Source organism: Frondihabitans sp. OV104 (assembly GCF_057787745.1).
The window spans coordinates 1,796,196-1,818,092 of sequence record NZ_CM173541.1; the positions used below are offsets into that span (position 1 = coordinate 1,796,196).

Annotated in this window: 21 protein-coding genes; 12 read left to right on the forward strand and 9 right to left on the reverse strand. The window is 71.6% G+C overall.

Features of this window, described 5'->3' with window-relative positions:
* The first annotated feature begins 48 nt into the window (after positions 1-48).
* Positions 49-1,194, forward strand: a complete 1,146-nt coding sequence (locus tag AC3CBB_RS08475; protein WP_488626678.1) for a Gfo/Idh/MocA family protein — start codon at positions 49-51, stop codon at positions 1,192-1,194.
* Positions 1,191-1,925 carry a ThuA domain-containing protein gene (locus tag AC3CBB_RS08480; protein ID WP_488626679.1) on the forward strand — a complete coding sequence of 245 codons (735 nt, stop codon included), beginning with the start codon at positions 1,191-1,193 and terminating at the stop codon, positions 1,923-1,925. The genes AC3CBB_RS08475 and AC3CBB_RS08480 overlap by 4 nt, the downstream gene beginning before the upstream one ends.
* A 127-nt stretch (positions 1,926-2,052) precedes the next feature.
* Here AC3CBB_RS08480 and AC3CBB_RS08485 read toward each other — a convergent pair whose 3' ends face one another.
* The 7 genes from AC3CBB_RS08485 to AC3CBB_RS08515 all read right to left on the reverse strand — a co-directional run bounded on the left by AC3CBB_RS08485 (position 2,053) and on the right by AC3CBB_RS08515 (position 8,608).
* Positions 2,053-2,526: a riboflavin kinase gene (locus tag AC3CBB_RS08485; RefSeq protein WP_123507134.1), complete on the reverse strand. Its 474-nt coding sequence runs from the start codon at positions 2,524-2,526 to the stop codon at positions 2,053-2,055.
* Positions 2,527-2,722: 196 nt separating this feature from the next.
* The gene (locus AC3CBB_RS08490; protein ID WP_488626680.1) at positions 2,723-3,529 is read right to left on the reverse strand and encodes a sugar phosphate isomerase/epimerase family protein; all 807 of its coding nucleotides are present in this window, start codon (positions 3,527-3,529) and stop codon (positions 2,723-2,725) included.
* A gap of 120 nt (positions 3,530-3,649) precedes the next feature.
* A complete protein-coding gene (locus AC3CBB_RS08495) occupies positions 3,650-4,366 on the reverse strand; it encodes an aspartate/glutamate racemase family protein (RefSeq protein ID WP_488626681.1) in 717 nt (238 codons plus the stop codon).
* Positions 4,363-5,370: an ornithine cyclodeaminase family protein gene (locus AC3CBB_RS08500; RefSeq protein WP_488626682.1), complete on the reverse strand. Its 1,008-nt coding sequence runs from the start codon at positions 5,368-5,370 to the stop codon at positions 4,363-4,365. The genes AC3CBB_RS08495 and AC3CBB_RS08500 overlap by 4 nt, the downstream gene beginning before the upstream one ends.
* On the reverse strand, positions 5,367-6,272 hold the full coding sequence (locus tag AC3CBB_RS08505; RefSeq protein WP_488626683.1) for an ABC transporter substrate-binding protein: 906 nt from the start codon (positions 6,270-6,272) through the stop codon (positions 5,367-5,369). Before AC3CBB_RS08505 ends, AC3CBB_RS08500 begins: the two co-directional genes overlap by 4 nt.
* Before the next feature lie 69 nt (positions 6,273-6,341).
* Positions 6,342-7,790 carry an MFS transporter gene (locus AC3CBB_RS08510; RefSeq protein WP_233580063.1) on the reverse strand — a complete coding sequence of 483 codons (1,449 nt, stop codon included), beginning with the start codon at positions 7,788-7,790 and terminating at the stop codon, positions 6,342-6,344.
* A gap of 191 nt (positions 7,791-7,981) precedes the next feature.
* Positions 7,982-8,608, reverse strand: a complete 627-nt coding sequence (locus AC3CBB_RS08515) for a GntR family transcriptional regulator (protein WP_488626684.1) — start codon at positions 8,606-8,608, stop codon at positions 7,982-7,984.
* A gap of 299 nt (positions 8,609-8,907) precedes the next feature.
* On the opposite strand from AC3CBB_RS08515, the gene AC3CBB_RS08520 reads away from it, so the two are divergent.
* Together AC3CBB_RS08520 and AC3CBB_RS08525 are read left to right on the forward strand one after the other, a co-directional pair.
* Positions 8,908-9,348, forward strand: coding sequence for a MerR family transcriptional regulator (locus tag AC3CBB_RS08520; protein ID WP_488626685.1), 441 nt, complete (start codon positions 8,908-8,910; stop codon positions 9,346-9,348).
* Complete coding sequence (locus tag AC3CBB_RS08525; RefSeq protein WP_488626686.1) at positions 9,345-10,307, forward strand: NAD-dependent epimerase/dehydratase family protein; 963 nt, start codon at positions 9,345-9,347, stop codon at positions 10,305-10,307. Before AC3CBB_RS08520 ends, AC3CBB_RS08525 begins: the two co-directional genes overlap by 4 nt.
* Here AC3CBB_RS08525 and AC3CBB_RS08530 read toward each other — a convergent pair.
* Positions 10,304-10,894: a dihydrofolate reductase family protein gene (locus AC3CBB_RS08530; RefSeq protein ID WP_488626687.1), complete on the reverse strand. Its 591-nt coding sequence runs from the start codon at positions 10,892-10,894 to the stop codon at positions 10,304-10,306. The genes AC3CBB_RS08525 and AC3CBB_RS08530 overlap by 4 nt on opposite strands.
* A gap of 153 nt (positions 10,895-11,047) precedes the next feature.
* Between AC3CBB_RS08530 and AC3CBB_RS08535 the strand changes: the two genes are divergently transcribed.
* The gene (locus AC3CBB_RS08535) at positions 11,048-12,247 is read left to right on the forward strand and encodes a GAF domain-containing protein (RefSeq protein WP_488626688.1); all 1,200 of its coding nucleotides are present in this window, start codon (positions 11,048-11,050) and stop codon (positions 12,245-12,247) included.
* Positions 12,248-12,334: 87 nt separating this feature from the next.
* On the opposite strand, the gene AC3CBB_RS08540 is transcribed toward AC3CBB_RS08535, so the two are convergent.
* Positions 12,335-13,216, reverse strand: a complete 882-nt coding sequence (locus AC3CBB_RS08540; protein ID WP_488626689.1) for an SDR family oxidoreductase — start codon at positions 13,214-13,216, stop codon at positions 12,335-12,337.
* 90 nt (positions 13,217-13,306) lie between these two features.
* Between AC3CBB_RS08540 and AC3CBB_RS08545 the strand changes: the two genes are divergently transcribed.
* The 7 genes from AC3CBB_RS08545 (at position 13,307) to AC3CBB_RS08575 (ending at position 21,796) form a co-directional block, all read left to right on the forward strand.
* Positions 13,307-13,879, forward strand: a complete 573-nt coding sequence (locus AC3CBB_RS08545; RefSeq protein ID WP_123507144.1) for a TetR/AcrR family transcriptional regulator — start codon at positions 13,307-13,309, stop codon at positions 13,877-13,879.
* Positions 13,880-14,024: 145 nt separating this feature from the next.
* Positions 14,025-14,114: a K(+)-transporting ATPase subunit F gene (gene kdpF, locus AC3CBB_RS08550; protein ID WP_123507145.1), complete on the forward strand. Its 90-nt coding sequence runs from the start codon at positions 14,025-14,027 to the stop codon at positions 14,112-14,114.
* A 5-nt stretch (positions 14,115-14,119) separates the two neighbouring features.
* Positions 14,120-15,775: a potassium-transporting ATPase subunit KdpA gene (gene kdpA, locus AC3CBB_RS08555; protein ID WP_488626730.1), complete on the forward strand. Its 1,656-nt coding sequence runs from the start codon at positions 14,120-14,122 to the stop codon at positions 15,773-15,775.
* A 1-nt stretch (position 15,776) separates the two neighbouring features.
* The gene (kdpB, locus tag AC3CBB_RS08560; protein ID WP_488626690.1) at positions 15,777-17,948 is read left to right on the forward strand and encodes a potassium-transporting ATPase subunit KdpB; all 2,172 of its coding nucleotides are present in this window, start codon (positions 15,777-15,779) and stop codon (positions 17,946-17,948) included.
* Between the two features lie 11 nt (positions 17,949-17,959).
* Positions 17,960-18,568, forward strand: a complete 609-nt coding sequence (gene kdpC / locus AC3CBB_RS08565) for a potassium-transporting ATPase subunit KdpC (RefSeq protein WP_488626691.1) — start codon at positions 17,960-17,962, stop codon at positions 18,566-18,568.
* Positions 18,569-18,572: 4 nt separating this feature from the next.
* The gene (locus AC3CBB_RS08570) at positions 18,573-21,128 is read left to right on the forward strand and encodes a DUF4118 domain-containing protein (RefSeq protein WP_488626692.1); all 2,556 of its coding nucleotides are present in this window, start codon (positions 18,573-18,575) and stop codon (positions 21,126-21,128) included.
* Complete coding sequence (locus tag AC3CBB_RS08575) at positions 21,125-21,796, forward strand: response regulator (protein ID WP_123507149.1); 672 nt, start codon at positions 21,125-21,127, stop codon at positions 21,794-21,796. The genes AC3CBB_RS08570 and AC3CBB_RS08575 overlap by 4 nt, the downstream gene beginning before the upstream one ends.
* Positions 21,797-21,897: the final 101 nt, after the last annotated feature.

Genomic DNA, 21,897 nt, shown 5'->3' on the forward strand with positions numbered 1-21,897 from the left:
CCTCGACGTGGCAGGGTTGACGGACAGCCACACCGAATCGAGGACGATATGACGACGCTGCCCACCCCGACCGACACGACGGAGCTCCGAGTGGGGGTGGTGGGGCTCGGCTTCGCGGGCACCACCCACCTCGACGCCTATACGGCCCTGCCGGGAGCGCGCGTAGTCGCCCTCGCCGGGCAGGAGGCCGGCCGCCTGGCCGAGCTCGCCGAGACCCGCGGCGTGGAGGCGACGTACGCCGACTGGCAGGACCTCGTGGCGCGCGACGACCTCGACATCGTGTCGATCGGCGTGCCCAACGACCTCCACCACCCGATCGCCATGGCCGCGCTCGAATCGGGCAAGCACGTCTTCTGCGAGAAGCCGCTGGCCACGACGGGCGACCTCGCCGCCGAGATGGTGGCGGCGGCCCGGGCGGCCGACCGCGTGCTGGAGGTGGCGTACAACCACCGGAGGCGCGCCGACGTGCAGTTCCTGCGCCGCGAGCTCGACGAGAACCCCATCGGACGCGTCTACCACGCGCGGGCCAGCTGGCTGCGGCGGTCGGGGGTGCCCGGCATCGACTCGTGGTTCACCAGCAAGGCCGCGGCAGGCGGCGGGCCCCTGATCGACCTCGGGTCGCACGTGCTCGACATCGCGCTCTACCTGATGGGCGAGCCGACGGTCACCGCGGTCTCGGCCGTGGCCTACAACGAGCTCGGCCGCGCCGGCCGGGGCGGCAGCACGCGCGGCGGGCCCGTCTCGGCGCGCGGAGGACACGCGTTCGACGTCGAGGACTTCGCGAACGCGCTGCTCCGCTTCGCCGACGGATCGAGCCTGCAGCTGCAGGCGTCGTGGGCGTCGTACTCGAAGGCCCACGAAGACATCGAGGTCGAGCTGCTCGGCGCGGAGGGAGGCGTGCGGCTGCACGTCGACGACTACAGCACCGACGGGACGGTGACGCTGTACTGGGACGTCGCGGGCGCTCCGACGGTGTCGCGGCCCGACGTGCACGTTCCTGCGGGCCACCACCAGAGCGTGATCGAGGAGTTCCTGGCGACCATCCGCGAGGGTGCGGACGGCGCGGCTCCCCGGTACGCCGGCCACCACGGCGAGTACGCGCTGCACCGCTCGCGGGTGGTCGACGCCGTGTACGAGTCGGCGGCCGCCGGTCGCGAAGTGCCGGTCGAGAGCACCGAGGTGGTGGCCCGATGACCCGGATCGTGGTGTGGAACGAGTACGTCCACGAGACACGCGGCGACGAGGTGGTGCTCGGCAACTACCCCGACGGCATCCACGCGGTCGTCGCCGACGGGCTCCGCGAGCTGCTCGGCGCCGACGCCGACGTCACGACGGCGACCCTGCAGGAGCCCGAGCACGGCCTCACCGAGGAGCGCCTCGCCGCCACCGACGTGCTGTTCTGGTGGGGGCACATCGCGCACGACCAGGTCTCGGACGAGGTCGTCGACCGCGTGGTGCGCCACGTGCACGCCGGCATGGGGCTCGTGGTGCTGCACTCCGGGCACTACTCGAAGCCGTTCACCCGGCTGATGGGCACGACCTGCTCGCTCAAGTGGCGCAACGACGGCGAGCGCGAGCTCGTCTGGACGATCGCGCCCGACCACCCCATCGCCCAGGGCGTGCCGCACCCGATCGTCATCGACCGCCAGGAGATGTACGGCGAGCAGTTCGACATCCCCCGGCCCGACGAGGAGGTGTTCCTGTCGACGTTCGACGGCGGCGAGGTCTTCCGCTCGGGCGTCGCGTATCGCCGCGGTCTCGGGAAGGTGTTCTACTTCTCGCCCGGCGATCAGGAGTACCCCGTCTACCACCACCCCGACATCCGCCGGGTGCTGGCCAACGCTGCCGAATGGGCCGCGCCGACCGCGCCGCGCCGCGACCTGACGGCCGATCAGCACCCGCGCGACTGGTTCCTGAACGGGTAGTCGCCCGGCGAGCCCGGTGAGGAGTCGCTCGTTGCTCGGGGCGGGCGGGGTCACCGACAACCAGCGACTCCTCACCGGGCTCTGGGGGGGGGCTGGGGAGGGAGAGAGGGGAGGAGGGACAGGGGGGCTAGAGGGCCTGGAGGTGGCGCTCGGCGAGGATGCCCCGGATGTTGGCGACGTCGGCGGCGATCTGCGCGACGAGCGCGTCGAGCCCCTCGAAGCGGACGTTGCCGCGGACGCGCCTCACGAAGTGCACCGAGATCTCACGGTCGTACAGGTCGAGCGAGGCGTCGAGGATGTGCGCCTCGATCTGCCGCTCGGGGACGCCTTCGAACGTCGGGTTGTTGCCGACCGAGACGGCGCCTCCGAAGACGCGGCCGTCGATGACGACCCAGGCGGCGTAGACGCCGTCGGCGGGCGTCACGCCCTCGGCCTTCGGGTCGAGGTTCGCGGTCGGGAACCCGAGCTCGCGGCCGCGCATCTCGCCGTGCACGACCCGACCGGTGACCGTCGGGTACAGAGCGAGCCGCGCCGCCTCCGGGGAGTCGACGAGGGGCTCGCCGAGGAAGGCGGTTGCGGTGTTCGCGGGCAGTGCTCCCATTACGCGTCCTGTCAGTCGAATAGCTGTCTGTTCGAACGACCCCGGCGTCGTTCTCCTGACGCTAGTCAACGCGCGGCGTATTGCGCCTATTCGTACGCAGTGTTACGAGTTCATTGCGCCTACGACGACGCCGCGATTCCCCCGGCGTTCCGGGGCAGTCGCGGCGTCACGTTGCCGATGAAGAGGCTGAGGGCGCCTAGACGGCGGAGTCGTTCTGCTTCAGCCAGGCGAGCGACGAGGCGATTCCCTCGAAGACGTCTCCGCTGTAGCCGTCGAACTCGACGACGCGGAGGGCCTGCGGGGCCGCCGCGAGGATGCCTGCGACGTCGACGTCGCCCTGGCCGGCGGGCGTCTGGTTCTCGAAGGCGGCCTTCAGCGCCTCGGGAACGACGAGAGCCGACTCGCTGCTGGGCAGCGCGTCGCGGATGTCGCCCGAGATCTTGCCGTCTTTCACGTGGATGGCGACGACTCGGTCGCCGAGGGCCTTCAGCACGGCCGGGGTGTCGGCGCCGCCGACGGTCGCCCAGAACGTGTCGAGCTCGAGGACGACCGCGTCGGAGAGCTGCGAGACGAAGAGCTCGTAGACGGTCTGGCCGTCGACCTTGTTCGTGAACTCCCACTGGTGGTTGTGGTAGCCGAAGCGCAGGCCGAACGACTTGGCGGCCTCGGCGAGCTCGTTGACGCGCGCCGAGAGGCGGGCCACGTCGTCGGCGGTCTGCCAGCGGTCGGTCGGGATGAACGGGTCGATCACCGTCTCGATGCCGAGGCGGGCCGCGGCGTCGAAGACCACGGAAGGGTCGTCGACGTCGATGACCGGAGCGTGGCCGGACGGCGCGGCGAGGCCGGTCGCGGCGAACGCGCGCTCGTAGTCGGCGACGCGCTCGGGGAAGGAGTACGGCTCGACGAGCTCGAAGCCGATCTCGCGGACCCGCGCCAGTGCCGAGTCGAGGTCGGCAGCGACGGCGTCGCGCAGGGTGTACAGCTGGACGGAAGGGGTCGTCATTGAGGGTCCTTTGAGTTGCCGAACGGTGGTAGGTTTCTCGATCAGCCTAGTCACGGCTGCTGTGCACGAGCCAACTCGCTCAGCCTAGAACCTCGAGCGGCGCTGGAACCTCGATCGGCCTCAGACCCCGGGCCAGCTCCTCGCCTTGGCGAGCGGCGCGGCGAACGACTCGATCTTGCTCGTCGTCAGTCCCTGCCGAACGAGGGTCTCGACCATGGCGGCCGCGGCGGCGACCCCGTCGATGACCGGGACCGGCAGACGGTCGCGGACGTGCTCCTCGAGACCGGCCATGCCCGCGCAGCCGAGGCAGATGACCTCGGCGCCCTTGGCGATAGCGCGCTGACCGGCCTCGACGAACGCCTCGGCTGTGGCGAAGGCGTCCTCCTCGAGCTCGAGCACGCCGAGCCCCGTGTCTTCGATGGCTGCGCACTTGGCGATGAGGCCGGCGTTCGTCAGGCTGTCCTCGATCTGCCCGACGGCACGCCGCACGGTCGTGACGACGCCGAAACGGCGGCCGAGCGGCATGGCCAGATGCGCGGCGGCCTCGGTGATGTCGACCACGGGTATGGACAGCAGCTCGCGCGCACCCTCCCGGCCGTGCTCGCCGAAGCCGGCCATGACCACGCCGTCGATGTCGGCGGGCAGCGTCTCGAGCGCCTGCAGCACGGCGGCCGCGCTGATGAAGCTGTCGTACCAGCCCTCGGCCGACGCGACTCCCCAGCTCGGGGTGACCGCGACGATCTCGACGCCGGGCCCGACCGCCAGGCGGGCGCGCGCGGCGGCCGTCTCGGTCATCGACTCGGTGGTGTTGCAGTTGACGACGGCGATGCGGATCATGCGGGCACCGCCCCCGGAACGCGGGCGAGGGCGACGGCCTGGCCGACTCCGCGCTCGGCGGCGAGGTCGATCACTCGGGCGGCGACGGCGAGGTCCTGGGCGGCGAGCCCGACGGAGTCGAAGACCGTGATGTCGTCGGGTGCGGTGCGGCCGGCCGCAGTTCCTGCGATGACCTCGCCCAGCTCGCTGAATCGCGTGTCGGCCGACAGCGCCCCCTCGGCGATCGCCTCGAGCAGGTCGCCGGACTTCGAGAAGGCGGTGGCACGGCTGTCGACGATCACCGTGCCGCGGGCCATGGCCTCGCCGTCGAGCTCGCGGTGCGTCGGACGGGGCCGGGCGCCGACCGCGTTGACGTGCTGGCCCTCGTGCAGCCAGGCGCCCAGGACGACGGGGTCGATCGACGGGGTCAGCGTGCAGAGCACGTCGGCCTGCTCGACGACCTCGCGGGGGCTCGACGCGATGACGCAGCCGCCGGGGAGGTCGAAGCGGACGCCCTCCAGGAAGGCGTCGACCGTGGACCGCGACCGCGACCAGACGACGATGCGCTCGAAGGGCATGGTCTCGGCAAACGCCCTGGCGTGCTCGATCGCGAGGTTGCCCGCGCCGATGAGGCCCAGGGTGCGGCCCCCGGGTGCGGCCAGGTGCCTCGTGGCGACGACCGAGGTCGCGGCCGTGCGGACGCGGGTGATGGAGGCGCCGTCGAGGATCGCGACGCACTCCCCCGTGACCGCCGACGACACGACGATGGTCGAGCGCTGCGTCGGCAGGCCGCGCTCGGCGTTGGCGGGGATGTCGGCCATCAGCTTCACGGCGACGAGGCCGAGGCGGTCGGAGCGCGAGGCCATCGGAAGGAAGACGGCCTCGTCGGCCCCGGTCAGGGCGCCCGGCGCGAGCTGCGTCATGGCACCCGAGCCGAGGTCGCGGTGGATGGCCTCGACGGCGTCGACGGCGTCGACCGAGGTGATCAGCGAGCCGATCTCGCTCGCACCGAGGACGACCGTCACGAGGCGGCGCCGACCGGAGCCGCGGCGCCCTGGAGCTCCTCGAGGGTGGGCACGTGCGCGAGCAGGCCGCCCTCGTCGAGGATGCGCATCCAGCGGTCCGACGCGTCGCGGTCGATGACGGCGGAGTCCCAGACGCCGCCCTCGGCCATCTCGGTCGCGGCGGAGCGGAGCAGCGTGTGGTCCTTGTCGGGCCAGCGGGCGGCCAGGACCGCGTCGATCTCGGCGTCGGCTTGCTTCGAGGTGATCTTCTCCATGGCGGTCGCGATGCCGTCCATGAAGCGGCCGAGGCGGTCGCCGAGCTCGTCGACGCGCTCGGAGAGGCAGTAGTAGACGCTGTTCGGCATGATGCCGCCGGCCTCGAGGTGCTGGAAGACGATGGTGCCGAAGCCGTCGGCGACGACCTCCTTGGCCGAGACCAGGTCGAGGATGATCGCGTCGCCGAGGCCGCCCTTGTAGAGCTCGATCAGCATGGCGGTCGAGAGGTCGCGGACGAAGCGGGTGGCCGAGACGTCGAAGCCGGCCTCGCGGATCAGGCCCGCGGTGAACTCGTAGGGGGCGCTGCCGCCGGCCCCGGGTGCCAGGACGACCTTGCCGGCGAGCTGGCCGAGGCTGATCGGAGCGGTCTCGGTGCGCGACACGATCGTCATCGGGAACTTGTGGTTGAGCTGGCCCACGACCGACAAACTGCGGTCCATGCCGGCGTACATGGCCGGGACCCAGAGTCCTCCGAGGGCCACGTCGGCCGCGCCCGACTCGATGTCGTCGAGGACGCCCGTCCACGGGTCGCGGGCCACGGCGGTGACCTGGAGGTCGTTCGCGGCGAAGATGCCGCCCTGCGCCGCGACGTACTCGGGCAGGTAGTTGAGGCCGTTGGCGGTCGCGGTGATCTTCAGGGTGTCCATGTGTTCCTCCAGGGAATCGGTTGCGGTGGGGCGGAGGCGGGGCCGGTGGTCACCGGCCCCGCCGGGTGGTCAGGAAGCGAGCACGTTCTCGTTGACGTCTTCGAGCGAGCGGCCGCGGGACTCCGGGGCGAAGCGCGAGGCGATGACGAGGATGGCGTACATGACTGCGGCGAGGCCGAAGACGCCGGCGAAGGCGAAGTGGCCGTAGAGGGCGATCGCGAGGAACGGCATGACCGCTCCGGCGATGTTGCCGATGCCGTTGACGATCGAGGCGCCGGAGGCGCGGATCGCGGTCGGGTAGACCTCGGCGGTCCAGGCGGCGAGCGTGGTGTTGGTCACCATGGTGAAGAACTGGAACAGGGCGCCGAGCACCAGGATCGCGCCGGTCGCGTTGCCGAAGCCGGCGAAGGCGAGGGCGGTGAGGCAGCCGAGGATCCCGGCCGTCGTGACCAGGGGTCGGCGGCCGACGCGGTTGGCGAGCAGCGCGGCCGCGGTGCAGCCGAGGAGCGAGCCCACGTTCATGATCATCGTGTACAGGAGGCTCTGCGAGACGGTGTAGCCGCGCTCGACGAGCAGGGTCGGCATGAGGAAGTTCAGCGTGACCTGCGAGCCGAAGGCCATCCACGAGGCGATGCCGATCGAGATGGTGCGTCGGAGCACGAGCGGGTGGAAGACCGCGGCCGGCGACGAGTGCAGCGCGACCGGGGGCAGGTCGGCGGCGGTCAGCGTGAGGGGCGGCTTGACGTCGGCCGAGGGGCGGAGCGAGTTCGAGGCGAGGATGGCCAGCGAGCGGTTCGCCTCGTCGATGCGGCCCTTGGAGAGCAGCCAGCGCGGGGTCTCGGGCAGACGGCGGCGGTAGAGCACGACCAGCAGGGCCGGGAGGGCGAGGATCACGAAGGTCCAGCGCCACACGTGGTCGTCGCCACCCAGCGGGATGGCCAGGGGGCCGAGGAGCAGCAGGAAGAGGCCGTACGAGATGAAGTTGCCGATGCCTCCGGCGCCCACGTTGATCGTGGCGATGAGCCCGCCCCGGAAGCGGGTCGCGACCATCTCGGAGAGCATCGCGATGCCGATCATGAACTCGCCGCCGACGCCGATGCCGACGATGAAGCGGCTGACGAGGAGCATGTCGTAGTTGAACGAGATCGCCGACAGCAGGCCGCCGAGCGTGTAGATGAGGAGGTTGAGGCCGAGCGAGAAGCGGCGGCCGTACCGGTCGGCGAGGAAGCCGGCGAGGAGGCGGCCGACGAGGCCGCCCAGCACGGTGGCGGTGTTGATCGTGGTCAGCTGCACGTCGCCGATCTGGAGCGACGCCTTGATGTTGGTGGCCATGGCGCCGACCGAGTTCTGCTCGAGCGTGTCGAAGAACTCGCCAGCGAGGATCAGCATGAGCACCCAGAACTGGGCGCGGGTGAAGCCGATCGAGTCGAGGGCGGAGGCGACGCCGTTGCCGGTGGCGGACTTCGTGGGAGGGGTCGTGGTGCCGGTGGAAGCTGTGGAGCGGGTTACAGCAGTCATTCGAGACTCCAGCGGGAAAAGAGGTGGCGGCGCCAGATTCATTCTGCACCGTGCGGACACTCTTTTGTATACGAAAACGTGTTTCCGGCTGGTTTCGGGGAAGAAACGCTTGATTACGGGCGCCTGGCTGGCCCGACAATTCAACGATCTAAGCGCCCGACACGCCCAAAAAATCTACCTTTCGTATACGTTCAGTCGCGAAATGCAGGCTCGAGGGCAGCGAAGATCGCCTCGTCGCGCCGCAGGTGCTCCTCCATCAGGAGCCCGGCCTGAACCACTGAGCCGCGCAGGATCGCGTTGGCGACGGCCGCATGGTCGCCGCCGCTGGACGCCACCTCGTCCTGCGTCACCCGCTCGAATGCCCACGATGTCTGGTGCACGAGGCGCTCGATCATCTGATCGAGCCGGGCGTTGCCGGACGCAGTCGCCACGAGCCGGTGGAAGGTGAACCGCGGCGACTGCACCTCGACCTCCTGGTCGGAGCGCTCCTCGTTCACCACTGCGCGCAGCAGGTCGGCGCTCTCGCCGCCGCGACGCCCGGCGGCGAGCTGAGCCGCGAGCACCTCGAGACCGCGGCGGATCTGCATCAGCTCCACGACGGCCTCCGGCGACGAGTCGGCGACGCTGACGCCCTTGAACTTCTCGGCGACGACGAAGCCCTCTGTTTCCAGCTGGCGCAGGGCCTCGCGCACCGGCACCCGCGAGACGCCGAAGCGCTCCGCGAGCTGGTCTTCCTTCAGGCGCGTGCCCCGGGGCAGCGTGCCGGCGATGATCTCGGCACGAAGGGCTCGGAGGACGGACGCGGGCTTGGACTCCACGAGGCCGATCGTATCGGTCGGTGCGCAGGAACTCCTGGCGGCCGCCTCAGTCGACCCAGACGACCGTGCCGTTGAGCTCGTTCACGAGAGCCGCCACCCCGGCCCGCAGGGCGCGTCCGGCCCGCTCCGGCGTGAACGAGTCGGGGTCGTAGTGCGTCGGCGGCAGTCACGTTCGCGGTCGGGTCCGGTGAGGAGTCGCTCGTTGTCGCCCAGCTCGCTGGCCGGGACAACGAGCGACTTCTCATCATCCCGGCCGGAGCAGTTGACCTCAAGCGCTTGAGGTGTGGTTCTGTGACGACATGACCACGATGACCATTCAGGACGCATCGCGCCGGACCAGGCTCAGCGAGCCGACCCTGCGCTACTACGAGGAGGTCGGGCTCGTCGGCCCGATCCTCCGCGACGACCGCAGCGGGCACCGCCGCTACCGAGAGACCGACGTCGACGACCTGCAGATTCTCGCCTGCCTGCGCGCCATGGGCATGGGCATCGACGAGATGCGCACGTACCAGGCCAACCGAGCCCTCGGAAATGCCGCGGCCGGCGAGCAGCGCGACATCTTGACGAAGCACGCCACGCGGATCGAGGGCGAGATCGCGACCCTGCATATCCACCTCGAGTACCTGAGCGCGAAGGCGGCCCTGTGGGATGCCCGCGACAAGGGCGACGTCGCGCTCGAGGCCGAGGCCAAGACCCGCGTCGACGCGATCCTGCCGCAGCTCGAAGGGGCGCTCCGATGACGCGGGTCCTGGTGACCGGCGGCTCGGGCTACCTCGGCAGCCGGCTCGTCGCCGACCTGCTGCTCGCGGGGGTCGAGGTCCGCACCACGGTCCGCTCGCTCGACAGCGGACCCGAGCTGCGCGAGGCCGTGCGCCGCGGCGGGGCCGACGACTCGGGGCTGGAGGTCGTGACCGCGACGCTCACCGAAGACGACGGCTGGGCCGCGGCCGCCACCGGCATGGACGGCGTCTACCACGTCGCCTCGCCGATGATCCTCGCGACCGAGCCCGACGAGGTCGTGATCCCAGCGCGCGACGGCAGCCTGCGGGTGCTCCGCGCCGCCCGCGACGCCGGCGTGCCCCGGGTCGTCCTGACGTCGTCGTTCGCCGCTGTCGGCTACTCGCCCAAGCGCGTCCGCGACTACACCGAAGACGACTGGACCGACCCCTCGACCCCCGGGCTCCCGGCGTACCCGCTGTCGAAGGCGGTGGCCGAGCGTGCGGCCTGGGACTTCATCGAGGCAGAAGGTGCAGGAACTGAGCTGGTCACCGTCAACCCCACCTGGATCGCCGGACCCACCCTCACCCGCACCGCCCGCTCGTCGCTCCAGGTGTTCACGGCGATGATCGGCGGACACATGCCCGTGACGCCCCGTCAGCTGTTCGGGATCGCCGACGTGCGCGACGTGTCGCAGCTGCACATCGCCGCGATGACGACCGCGGCCGCTGCGGGCCGCCGCTACCTCGCCCTGGCCGACGGCCCGACGACGACGTTCCTCGAGGTTGCGACCGTGCTCCGCGAGCACTTCCCGGTGCTCGCCGAGAAGGCGCCGACCGAGGAGGCCCCGGGCGACGACCTCCCGCCGCTCGTGATCCACAACGAGCGCGCCAAGGCCGAGCTGGGCTTCCACCCGCGGCCCGTCGAGGCGACTCTGGTCGAGACCGTCGAGAGCCTGGTCGAGCTCGGACTCGTCGGCTAGGGCCGGCGGGTGTAGCTCGTCACGGTCACGCCCGAGGGCAGCACGCGCACCTCGCCCTGGGCCAGCCTGGTGACGGGGAAGCCGTCGGAGAAGAGCCGCTTGCCGGTGCCCAGCACGACGGGGTAGGTCACGAGGCGGTACTCGTCGACCAGGTCGTGCTCGGCCAGGGTGCGGATGAGGCGGGTGCTGCCCCACACACGCAGCTCTCCGTCGGTCTCGTCGCGGACCCGGCGCACCTCGGCGGGCAGGTCGGCGCCGAGAAGGTGAGAGTTGGTCCAGCCCAGCTCGGTGAGGGTCGTCGAAGCGACGTACTTCGGCACGCGGTTGTAGCGGCGCGTGAACTCGCCCATGAACCCGGGGGCGTCCTCAGGCCAGACGCCCCACGCGCCCGCCCAGATGTCGTACGTCTTGCGCCCGAGCAGCAGGGCCGCTGTCTTGGCCTCCCAGTCGGTGACGACGTCTCCCAGGTCGGCGTCGTCCTGCCAGCCGCCATGGCTGAAGCCGCCCTCGGTGTCCTCGTCCGGGCCGCCCGGCCCCTGCGCGACGCCATCGAGGGTGAGGAAGGTCTGCACGACGAGGGGGCTCATGCGCGCGAGGCTACGCCGTGCACCGGCTCTTCCGTGCGAATCCGACGATTTGCCGCTACTGTCGCGGAAGTCATCGATACTCCGCCCGGCGCCTCACCAGGCCGTGCGCAGCATCGCCGCCCGAGGGCGGCGCCGACCGGATCAGGACCACGCATGCTCGACTCCCTCCGCCGACTCCTCGCGCGCCCCCTCGTCGCGCTCTGGCTCGCCTTCAGCCGCCACTCCTGGCGACGCCGCGTCCTCCCCCATGACTCGCCGCACGTGCGCGCACCGGGCACGAACCCCGATCGAGTCCTGATCGTGGGCGACGGCGCCGCCGCGGGGCGCGGCGTCCTGACTCACGATCTCGGTCTTCCCGGCTTCCTGGCCCGCAGCCTGACGGAGCGGACCGGCCGCGCCACCGACGTCGACGTCCTCGTCGACGACGAGATGGACACCGTCGCCTGTGTCGACGCATTGGCCGAAGTCGACCTCTCCCGGTACGACATCGTGCTGCTCTCGATCGGCGCCCACGAGGCGCTCACACTTCTGGCGCCCGCCGAGTGGGAGGCGTCGGTCGCGGCCCTCGTCGGCTTCGTGCGGCAGCGGACACCGAGCGCCTCGCTCGTCTTCGTGCTGGCGGTGCCCCAGTTCGGCGTGAACCCGCACTTCCCCAGACGACTGGCCGACATCGTCGACTTCCACGTCGGACTGATGAACACCATCACCGAAGACCTGGCCACCCCGCGGTCGGGCATCGTCTTCGTGCCCGAGTCGAAGGGGCACGTCTACGAGACGGCCGAGGCCCGCGTCTACGAGCGCTGGGCCGACTCGATCGCCGAGCGCATCCACGAGAACCTCGATCCGAGCCGCCCCGCCGCTGCCGACACCTCGGAGGCCGACGAGCAGGAACGCCAGCACGCGTTCGAGGAGGTCGAGGCCGCGCTGCAGGCCGCCGACCCCGATCCCGTCCTCGACGGCCTCGCCGCCGACACCCGGCGCGCGCTGGGCACCGAGTTCGCCGCCGTCACCCTCGTCGGGCGCGACACGCAGAGCACGATGGCCAGCAGCGGCATCGACCTGGCGACCGTGCCGCGCGGGCAGTCGCTGTGCGACCTGACCGTGCGGCGAAGCAGCCACTTCGCCGTGGAGGACGCCAGCCGGGACTCCCGCTACGCCTGGTACTCCATGATCGCCGGGGAGCCGGGCATCCGCTTCTACGCCGGCTACCCGCTCGAGTCGCCGACGGGCCAGCGAATCGGCGCCCTCTGCGTCATGGACTCGAAGCCGCGGCGCTTCACCCCCGACGACGCAGCGGCCCTCCGCACGCTGGCGTCGAAGGTGCAGCAGCGCATTTACGAGGTCGCGTCATAGGGAGCGCTCACTCGTCGGGAGACGCTGCGCCCAGGGCGGAGGCGATGACGCGGAAGTCGGCCTCGGGGACGGACGTCTCGCTGCGGGCTACGCCGGGTAGTCGCCCGCCCGCAGGTCGTCGAGCAGCACGGGGTGCGACGGCGCCCAGCCGAAGGTGTCGCGCGTCCAGGCGCTCGACGCGGGCTGGTCGATGCCGAAGATGATGCCGAGAGGACCGAAGCTCTCGGCCGGGACCTGCTGCACGGGAACGCCGAGCTGCTCGCCGATGACCGTGGCGATCTCGAGCATGGTGTCGCCCTCGGAGCTGACGGCGTTCACCGCGGTCCCAGCCTCCGCGGTCTCGAGCGCGAGGCGGAACAGCGAGGCGGCGTCGCGGCGGTGCACCGCGGGCCAGCGCTGGCTGCCGTCGCCGACGTACGCCGAGAACCCCGACTGGCGTGCCGCACCGATCAGGATGCCCGCGAACCCGTAGGCCGCGTACCGCTCGTGGACGGAGCGCGGCAGGCGGACGGCCGACGTGCGGACTCCCCGATCGGAGAGCGCCAGGATGCGGTCGACGTTGATGCCGCGGCCGCCGACGGGGCCGTCATGCGGCAGAGGGTCGTGCTCCGTCGCGAGCCGGCCTTCGACCCAGGTCGTGCCCGAGACGATGGTGAACGGCTTGCCCGTGCCTACGAGGCCGGCGCCGATGGCGTCCATGGCAAGGCCCTCCTCGGCGATGCTGGCCTCGAGGTCGCCGAAGTCGTTGCTGAACGCGAGGTGGATCGCGCCGTCGGCCTCCGTGGCCGCGTTCGTCAGCACGTCGAGGTCGCCGAGACCGCCGAGCACGGGCGTGCCCCCGGCGGCGACGACCTTCTGCGCCGACGACTCCGAACGGGCGAGGCCGAGCACCTCGTGGCCGTGGGCGACGAGCTCCTCCGTGACGACGGAACCGATGTGGCCGGATGCTCCGGTGATGAATACGCGCATTGCATGCTCCCTGGGTCGATGATGATGCGACTGATGTCCCATCACCGTAGCACCGTGATGGGACTCGTGTCGCATCGCTAGGATGAACCCATGCCTCGATGGGAACCAGACGCACGCGAGCGCTTTGTGACGGCAGCCCTCGAGCTCTTCACCGACCAGGGCTACGACGAGACCACGGTCGCCCAGATCGCCGACCGGGCAGGGTTGACGCGCAGCACGTTCTTCCGCCACTTCTCCGACAAGCGCGAGGTGCTCGCCGCAGGCCAGGCCACCCTGTCGCGCCTCTTCGCGGAGGGCATCGCGTCAGCCCCCGCCGAGGCGACGCCCCTCGAGGCCGTCGCCTCAGGGCTCGCCACCGCCGCCGCGTCGATGACCCCGTTCAACCGCGAGCTCGGCCCGCGGCTCGAGGCCGTCATCGCGACCAGCGCCGAGCTGCGCGACCGGGCCCTCCTCAAGCAGGTGGGCATGGCCGCCGCGATGGCCGACGCCCTCCGCGCCCGCGGAGTCGTCGACCCCGTCGCGGCCACCGCGGCCGAGCTCGGCGTGCTCGCCTTCCACGACGCGTTCTCGGAGTGGATCGCCGACGCCGACGCCCCGCCCCTCGCCGACCTGCTGCAGACGGCTCTCGGTCGGCTTCGCGCCGCGGTGGCCCAGCTGGGCTGATCGGCGGCCACCCGCCGCCGGGCCCCACCGGGGGCTCCCGCCACGCTCGGCCCCGCGTTAGGAAACCGTCAGGATCTTGCGAGCGCCCGCACGGGTCCTGTTAGGACCGCCGTCGCAGCCCCGCCGCGGGTGTCTGATCGGATCCGTGATCGTCTTCAGCCTCATCGCGGCCGCCCTCGGGGTCGCCGCCCTCGTCTATCTCGTCGTCGCGCTCGTGAAACCCGAGCGGTTCTGATGACGATGCCCGACTCCGTCGCCGGCCTGCTCCAGATCATGACCGTCCTGGTCGTTCTGGTCGCCCTCCACCGTCCGATGGGCGCCTACCTCGCCTGGGTCTACAGCGCCCGTCGCGACTGGCGCCTCGAGCGCGGCTTCTACCGCGTTATCGGAGTCGACCCGTCGCGCGAGCAGTCGAGCGGCGCCTACCTGCGCGGCATCCTCGTCTTCTCGACCGTCGGCATCGCCTTCGTGTTCGCGTTGCAGAAGCTGCAGGCGCTCCTCCCCTACTCGCTCGGCTTCGGCTCGATCCCGAACGCGCTCAGCTTCAACACGGCGGTGTCGTTCGTGACGAACACGAACTGGCAGTCGTACTCCCCCGACGTCACCATGGGCTACGCCGTGCAGCTCGGCGGGCTGGTCGTGCAGAACTTCGTGTCGGCCGCCGTCGGCATGGCCGTCGCGGTCGCGCTGATCCGGGGCCTCGCGCGGGTCCGCTCGGGCACGCTCGGCAACTTCTGGGTCGACCTGACCCGCGGCCTCGCCCGCGTGCTGGTGCCAATGGCCGTCGTCGCGGCGGTGGTGCTCCTCGCGGGTGGCGTGATCCAGAACTTCGGCGGCTTCGAGCACGTCACGACCCTCACCGGCGGCAGCGCCGTGATCCCGGGCGGACCGGTGGCGTCCCAGGAGGCCATCAAGATGCTCGGTACGAACGGCGGCGGCTTCTTCAACGCGAACTCCGCCCACCCGTTCGAGAACCCGAACGCCTTCACCAACCTGTTCGAGATCGTCCTGATGCTGATCATCCCGTTCTCGATGCCGCGCCTGTTCGGCCGCCTGGTCGGCGACACCCGCCAGGGCACGGCGATCGCGGCCGTCATGGCGACGATCTTCGCCGCCTCCCTCACCGCGATGACCATCTTCGAGACGCACGGCGCGACGGGCGCGATGGAGGGCAAGGAGACCCGCTTCGGCGTCTGGTCGTCGACCCTGTTCGCGACCGCGACGACCTCCACCTCGACCGGCGCGGTGAACTCGGCGCACGACTCGTACTCCGCGCTCGGCGGCATGATGGCGCTGCTCGACATGATGTTCGGCGAGATCTCGCCGGGCGGCGTCGGCTCGGGCCTCTACGGCATGCTCGTGCTCGCGATCATCACCGTGTTCATCGCGGGCCTGCTCGTCGGCCGCACGCCCGAGTACCTCGGCAAGAAGATCGGCCCGCGCCAGATCACGCTCGCCTCCCTCTACATCCTGGTCACGCCGACGCTCGCCCTGGCCGGCACGGCCCTGAGCTTCGCGCTGCCGGGAGTCCGCGACAGCGTCATCTCGACGTCGATCTTCAACCCGGGCCTGCACGGGGTCAGCGAGGTGCTCTACGCGTACACCTCCGCCGCCAACAACAACGGCTCGGCGTTCACCGGCCTGACTGCGAACACCGACTGGATGAACATCTCGCTCGCCGTGGTCATGCTGCTCGGCCGCTTCGTGCCCATCGCGTTCGTCCTGGCGCTCGCGTCGTCGTTCGCGGCTCAAGACAAGGTGCCCGCCACGGCCGGCACGCTCCCCACCCACCGGCCGCAGTTCGTCGGCCTCCTCCTCGGCGTGTCGATCGTCGTGACCGCCCTCACCTACTTCCCCGTGCTCGCACTGGGACCCCTCGCCGAAGGACTCAACTGACATGACCACCCTCGAGACCCCCGATCGGGCGCAGGAACTCGCGCCCACCCCGTCGAAGAAGACCGCCTTCTCCGCCGCCCAGCTCGTCGAGGCCCTCCCCGGCGCCCTCCGCAAGCTCGATCCCCGCCTGATGTGGCGCAACCCGGTCATGTTCCTCGTCGAGGTCGGCGCCGCGTACACGACCGTCCTCGCCGTCGCCGAGCCGTTCACCGGCGGGCCCGGCGAGTCCGGCGGCTCGGTCGTCCCCGGCTCGTTCACCTGGGCGATCGCGGCGTGGCTGTGGCTGACCGTCGTCTTCGCCAACCTCGCCGAGTCGGTGGCGGAGGGCCGCGGCAAGGCGCAGGCCGAGACGCTCCGCAAGACCAGGACCTCGACGAGCGCCGTCCGGGTGCTCGACTACGACGCGTCGGGCGACCCGGACGCGTCGACGTCGGCCACCGACGAGATCTCGTCGGCCGACCTCACCCTCGGCGACACGGTCGTCGTGGTGGCCGGCGAGCTGGTCCCCGGCGACGGCGACATCGTCTGGGGCATTGCCAGCGTCGACGAGTCGGCCATCACGGGCGAGTCGGCCCCGGTCATCCGCGAGTCGGGAGGCGACCGCTCGGCCGTCACCGGCGGCACGCGGGTGCTGTCCGACAGGATCGTCGTCCGCATCACGTCGAAGCCCGGCGAGACCTTCGTCGACCGGATGATCTCGCTGGTCGAGGGGGCCGCCCGGCAGAAGACCCCGAACGAGATCGCGCTGAACATCCTGCTCGCGTCTCTCTCGATCGTGTTCGTCGTCGTGGTGCTCACGCTCAACCCGATCGCCTCGCTCAGCGATGCCGCAGCGTCGATCCCGGTGCTGATCGCCCTGCTCGTCTGCCTGATCCCGACGACGATCGGCGCCCTGCTCTCGGCCATCGGCATCGCCGGGATGGACCGCCTCGTGCAGCGGAACGTGCTCGCCATGTCGGGGCGTGCCGTGGAGGCCGCGGGCGACGTGACGACGCTGCTGCTCGACAAGACGGGCACCATCACCTACGGCAACCGCCGCGCCAGCGAGTTCCTGCCCCTGGGCTCAGCGACCGAGGCTGAGCTGACGGAGGCCGCGGCCACGTCGTCGCTGGCCGACCCGACGCCCGAGGGACGCTCGATCGTCGACCTCGCCGTCGAGAACGGGTTCGCCGTGCCGTCGGCCCCGGCAGGCGCCGTCGTGCCGTTCACCGCCCAGACGCGCATGAGCGGCGTCGACTTCGCCGACGGCTCCGCCGTGAGGAAAGGCGCAGGAACCGCCCTCGCCGCCTGGGTCGCGGCCGCCCGCGAGCAGTCCGCCGCCTCCCTCGCGGGGACCGCCGCCGAGCGCGACGCCCTCGACCGGCTGGTCACCGGCGTCTCGAACGCGGGCGGGACCCCGCTCGTCGTGGCCACGCGCTCCGTCGACGGGGCCACCCGCATCCTCGGCGTCGTGCACCTGAAGGACGTCGTGAAGGACGGCCTCGCCGAGCGCTTCGCCGAGCTGCGCCTCATGGGCATCCGCACGGTGATGATCACCGGCGACAACCCGCTGACGGCCCGAGCCATCGCGGCCGAGGCCGGGGTCGACGACTTCCTCGCCGAGGCCACGCCCGAGGACAAGCTCGCTCTGATCAGGAAGGAGCAGGAGGGCGGCAACCTCGTGGCGATGACCGGCGACGGCACCAACGACGCTCCCGCTCTCGCCCAGGCCGACGTCGGCGTCGCCATGAACACCGGCACGTCGGCGGCGAAGGAGGCCGGCAACATGGTCGACCTCGACTCCGATCCGACCAAGCTCATCGACATCGTCCGGATCGGCAAGCAGCTGCTCATCACGCGCGGCGCCCTGACCACGTTCTCGATCGCGAACGACGTGGCCAAGTACTTCGCCATCATCCCGGCCATGTTCGCCGGCATCTTCCCCGGGCTCGGGCTGCTCAACATCATGCAGCTGCACTCGCCCGCGTCGGCGATCCTCTCGGCGATCGTGTTCAACGCGCTCGTCATCGTCGCGCTGATCCCGCTGGCGCTGCGCGGCGTGAAGTACCGCGCGGCGTCGGCATCGTCGATCCTGTCGCGCAACCTCCTGATCTACGGGCTCGGCGGCATCGTCGCCCCGTTCGTCGGGATCAAGCTCATCGACCTCGTCGTCTCCCTCCTCCCCGGTTTCTAAGGACCCGTCTCATGTCTGTTCGCACCTCCGCGCGCCCCTGGTGGGTCGCACTCCGCGCCATGCTCGTCTTCACCGTCGTGCTCGGCGTCGCCTACACGGTCCTCCTCACCGGAGTGGGGCAGCTCGTGCTGCCGCACCAGGCGAACGGGTCGACCGTGAGCTCGGGCGGCCCGGTCGTCGGGTCGTCGCTCATCGGGCAGTCGTTCGCCGACGAGGACGGCAAGCCGCTGGCCCGGTGGTTCCAGTCGCGGCCCTCCGCCGCCGGCGACGGGTACGACGCGTCGGCGTCGAGCGCCAGCAACCTGGGGCCGTCGAACGCCGACCTCGCGTCGTCGATCAAGGATCGTCGCGCGGCGATCGCCGCCTTCGAGGGGGTCGCGCCGGCCGCTGTCCCCGACGACGCGCTCACCGCGTCGGGCTCCGGACTCGACCCGGCGATCAGCCCGGCGTACGCGCTGCTCCAGGTGAAGCGGGTCGCGGCCGCCACCGGACTCTCCGACGCGGTTGTCCACAGGCTGGTCGAATCGAGGATCAGCGGCCGCGAGGCCGGATACCTTGGGGAGCCCACGGTAAACGTGCTGGAGCTCAACGTCGCTCTGGCCGCACTGACGAAAGACTGACGCAATGGTTCGAGGGCGGCTCCGCGTGCTGCTCGGCGCCGCGCCCGGGGTGGGCAAGACGTACACGATGCTCGAAGAGGGCGCGCGACTGAAGGCCGAGGGGCGCGATGTCGTCGTGGCCGTCGTCGAGACCCACGGGCGCGCGGCCACGGCGGCCCTCGTGGGCGGCCTCGAGGTGCTGCCGCGGCTGGCCTCGCAGCACCGGGGCGTCGAGCTCACCGAGATGGACGCCGACGGGGTCGTCGCCCGGCGACCCGACATCGCCCTCGTCGACGAGCTCGCCCACACCAACGCGCCCGGCAGCCGCAACGAGAAGCGCTGGCAAGACGTGCTCGACCTGCTCGAGGCCGGGGTCGACGTGATATCGACGGTCAACGTGCAGCACATCGAGTCGCTGAGCGATGTCGTCGAGCAGATCACCGGCGCTCCCCAGCGCGAGACGATCCCCGACGCGATCCTCCGGTCGGCCGACCAGATCGAGGTCGTCGACCTCGCCCCGCAGGCCCTCCGCGACCGGCTGGCCGAGGGCAACGTCTACCCCGCCGCCCGCGTCGACGCCGCGCTCTCGAACTACTTCCGCCTGGGCAACCTGACCGCGCTCCGCGAGCTGGCGCTGCTGTGGCTGGCTGACGAGGTCGAGTCGGCGCTCAAGGCCTATCGGGCCGAGAAGGGCATCGACTCGACGTGGGAGGCCCGCGAGCGCGTCGTCGTCGCCCTGACCGGCGGCCCCGAGGGCGAGACGCTCATCAAGCGCGGTGCCCGGATCGCGGCCCGCTCGGCCGGCGGCGACCTGATCGCCGTGCACGTCAGCCGACAGGACGGCCTCGCCGACTCCCACCCCGGCGCCCTCGCCGCCCAGCGCGCGCTCGTCGAGAAGCTCGGCGGCAGCTACCACCAGGTCGTCGGCGACGACGTGCCGCGCTCGCTCGTCGCGTTCGCCAAGTCGATGAACGCCACGCAGCTCGTCATCGGCGTCAGCCGCCGCTCGCGGCTCGCCGCCCTGCTGACCGGGCCGGGCATCGGGGCGACGGTGATCCGCGAGTCGGGCTCCATCGACGTGCACATCGTGTCGCACTCGCGCGCCGGCGGCCGCTTCACCCTGCCTCGCCCCGGCGGAGCCCTCACGCTCCGCCGGCGAATCGTCGGCCTGGTGCTCGCGCTCGTGCTCGGCCCGCTCGTCACGCTGCTGCTGACGGCCGTCCGCTCGGACGACACCCTCACCAGCGACGTGCTCGTCTACCAGCTGCTGGTCGTGATCGTCGCCCTCGTCGGCGGAATCTGGCCGGCGCTCATCGCGGCCGTCCTCTCGGGGCTCACCCTCGACTTCTTCTTCGTGCAGCCGATCCACAGCGTCACGATCGACCGGCCGCTGCACCTGCTCGCCCTGGCCCTGTACGTGGTCAACGGCCTGCTGGTGTCGTACGTCGTCGACCAGGCCGCACGCCGGTCGCGGTCGGCGGCCCGCGCCCTGGCCGAGTCGGAGCTGCTGGCGACCGTCGCCGGCAGCGTTCTCCGCGGGCAGGACGCCCTGGCGGCGCTGGTGTCGCGCACCCGCGAGGTCTTCGGCCTGACGAGCGTGCGCGTGCTCGCCGAGGGGCGAGTCGTCACCGAGGCGGGCCAGGCCGACCGCGACGACCGGGTGACCACCCTGCCGACGGGCACGCACGGAACGCTCGAGCTGCGCGGCCCCGACCTCGCGGCCGCCGAGCAGCGGCTGCTCGCCGTCATCGCCGCCCAGGTCGACGCGGCGCTCGAGCGCTCCGCCCTGCGGCAGGCCGCCGACGAGGTCGAGCCGCTCGCGCAGGCCGACCAGATGCGCACAGCGCTGCTCGCGGCCGTCGGCCACGACCTCCGCCGACCGCTCGCCGCGGCCACCGCCGCCGTGACCGGCCTGCGCTCCCCCGGCGTCGAGTGGACCCCCGCCGACCGAGACGAGCTGCTGGCCACCGCCAGCGAGAGCCTCGAGTCGCTCGCGACCCTCGTCACGAACCTCCTCGACGTGTCGCGCGTGCAGGCCGGCGTGCTCGCCGTCTCGCTCGCCGCCGTCGACGTCGACGACGTCATCCTCGGCTCGCTCGACGAGCTCGGCCTCGGGCCCGACGAGGTCGAGCTCGGCCTCGCCGACGCGCTGCCCGCCGCCCTCGCCGACGGCGTGCTGCTGCAGCGCGTCGTCGTGAACCTGCTCGACAACGCGGTGCGGCACTCCCCCGCCGACGTGCGGGTCCGCGTCGCGGCCAGCCACTTCGACGGGCGTGTCGAGCTCCGCGTCGCCGACCACGGCCCCGGGATCGCCGCCGACCGCCGCGACGAGGTGTTCGTGCCGTTCCAGCGGCTCGGCGACACCGACAACACGACGGGTCTCGGGCTCGGCCTCGCTCTGTCGCGCGGCTTCACCGAGGGAATGGGCGGCACGCTCGACGCCGAGGACACCCCGGGCGGCGGGCTGACCATGGTGGTGTCGCTGCCGGTGGCGGGGGTTTCGGTGGCGGGGGTTTCGGTGGCGGGGGCGCCAGTGGCGGCTTCGCCTGATCCTGCGTCGCCCGAGGGGGCCGCCTCGTGAAGATCCTGGTGGCCGACGACGACCCGCAGATCGTCCGCGCCCTGCGCATCACCCTGGGTGCGGCAGGCTATGAGGTCGTGACGGCCGCGGACGGAGCCGCCGCCCTCGCCCAGGCCATCTCGCAGCACCCCGACGTCGTGATGCTCGACCTCGGCATGCCCCACCTCGACGGGGTTCAGGTGGTGCAGGCCCTGCGCGGCTGGTCGCAGGTGCCGATCCTCGTCGTGTCGGGCCGCACCGGAGCCGCCGACAAGGTCGACGCCCTCGACGCCGGCGCCGACGACTACGTCACCAAGCCCTTCGCGATGGACGAGCTGCTCGCCCGCATCCGCGCCCTCACCCGTCGCACCGCCCCGGCGGCCGAGTCGCCCGCCGTCCGCCTCGGCGACGTGACCGTCGACCTGGCCGCGCGCGTCGTCACCGGCCCCGGCGGTCCTGTGCGGCTGACCCCGACGGAGTGGCGCCTCCTCGAGCTCCTCCTCGCCAACCCCGGCCGGCTCATCACGCGCGAGGCGATGCTGACCCAGGTGTGGGGCCCCGCGCACGCCCGCGACACCGGCTACCTCCGCCTCTACCTGGCGCAGCTCCGCAAGAAGCTCGAGCCCGTGCCCGGCGCCCCGCGCTACCTCGTCACCGAGCAGGGCATGGGCTACCGCTACGTCCCCTAGCGCGCCGGCCCGCTTATCCCGGCGCCGCGGACGCCCGCCCCGGGCGACCGGAGGGCTGGCCCGAACCGGAGGGACTGCGCCGAACCCAAGGGTTCCCCTCT

Bases quoted from the DNA above. Each gene is read 5' to 3' on its own strand.
- AC3CBB_RS08475 (WP_488626678.1), top strand. From the start codon at position 49: ATGACGACGCTGCCCACCCCGACCGACACGACGGAGCTCCGAGTGGGG.
- AC3CBB_RS08480 (WP_488626679.1), top strand. From the start codon at position 1,191: ATGACCCGGATCGTGGTGTGGAACGAGTACGTCCACGAGACACGCGGC.
- AC3CBB_RS08485 (WP_123507134.1), bottom strand. From the start codon at position 2,526: ATGGGAGCACTGCCCGCGAACACCGCAACCGCCTTCCTCGGCGAGCCC.
- AC3CBB_RS08490 (WP_488626680.1), bottom strand. From the start codon at position 3,529: ATGACGACCCCTTCCGTCCAGCTGTACACCCTGCGCGACGCCGTCGCT.
- AC3CBB_RS08495 (WP_488626681.1), bottom strand. From the start codon at position 4,366: ATGATCCGCATCGCCGTCGTCAACTGCAACACCACCGAGTCGATGACC.
- AC3CBB_RS08505 (WP_488626683.1), bottom strand. From the start codon at position 6,272: ATGGACACCCTGAAGATCACCGCGACCGCCAACGGCCTCAACTACCTG.
- AC3CBB_RS08510 (WP_233580063.1), bottom strand. From the start codon at position 7,790: ATGACTGCTGTAACCCGCTCCACAGCTTCCACCGGCACCACGACCCCT.
- AC3CBB_RS08520 (WP_488626685.1), top strand. From the start codon at position 8,908: ATGACCACGATGACCATTCAGGACGCATCGCGCCGGACCAGGCTCAGC.
- AC3CBB_RS08525 (WP_488626686.1), top strand. From the start codon at position 9,345: ATGACGCGGGTCCTGGTGACCGGCGGCTCGGGCTACCTCGGCAGCCGG.
- AC3CBB_RS08530 (WP_488626687.1), bottom strand. From the start codon at position 10,894: ATGAGCCCCCTCGTCGTGCAGACCTTCCTCACCCTCGATGGCGTCGCG.
- AC3CBB_RS08535 (WP_488626688.1), top strand. From the start codon at position 11,048: ATGCTCGACTCCCTCCGCCGACTCCTCGCGCGCCCCCTCGTCGCGCTC.
- AC3CBB_RS08540 (WP_488626689.1), bottom strand. From the start codon at position 13,216: ATGCGCGTATTCATCACCGGAGCATCCGGCCACATCGGTTCCGTCGTC.
- AC3CBB_RS08545 (WP_123507144.1), top strand. From the start codon at position 13,307: ATGCCTCGATGGGAACCAGACGCACGCGAGCGCTTTGTGACGGCAGCC.
- kdpA (WP_488626730.1), top strand. From the start codon at position 14,120: ATGCCCGACTCCGTCGCCGGCCTGCTCCAGATCATGACCGTCCTGGTC.
- kdpB (WP_488626690.1), top strand. From the start codon at position 15,777: ATGACCACCCTCGAGACCCCCGATCGGGCGCAGGAACTCGCGCCCACC.
- kdpC (WP_488626691.1), top strand. From the start codon at position 17,960: ATGTCTGTTCGCACCTCCGCGCGCCCCTGGTGGGTCGCACTCCGCGCC.
- AC3CBB_RS08570 (WP_488626692.1), top strand. From the start codon at position 18,573: ATGGTTCGAGGGCGGCTCCGCGTGCTGCTCGGCGCCGCGCCCGGGGTG.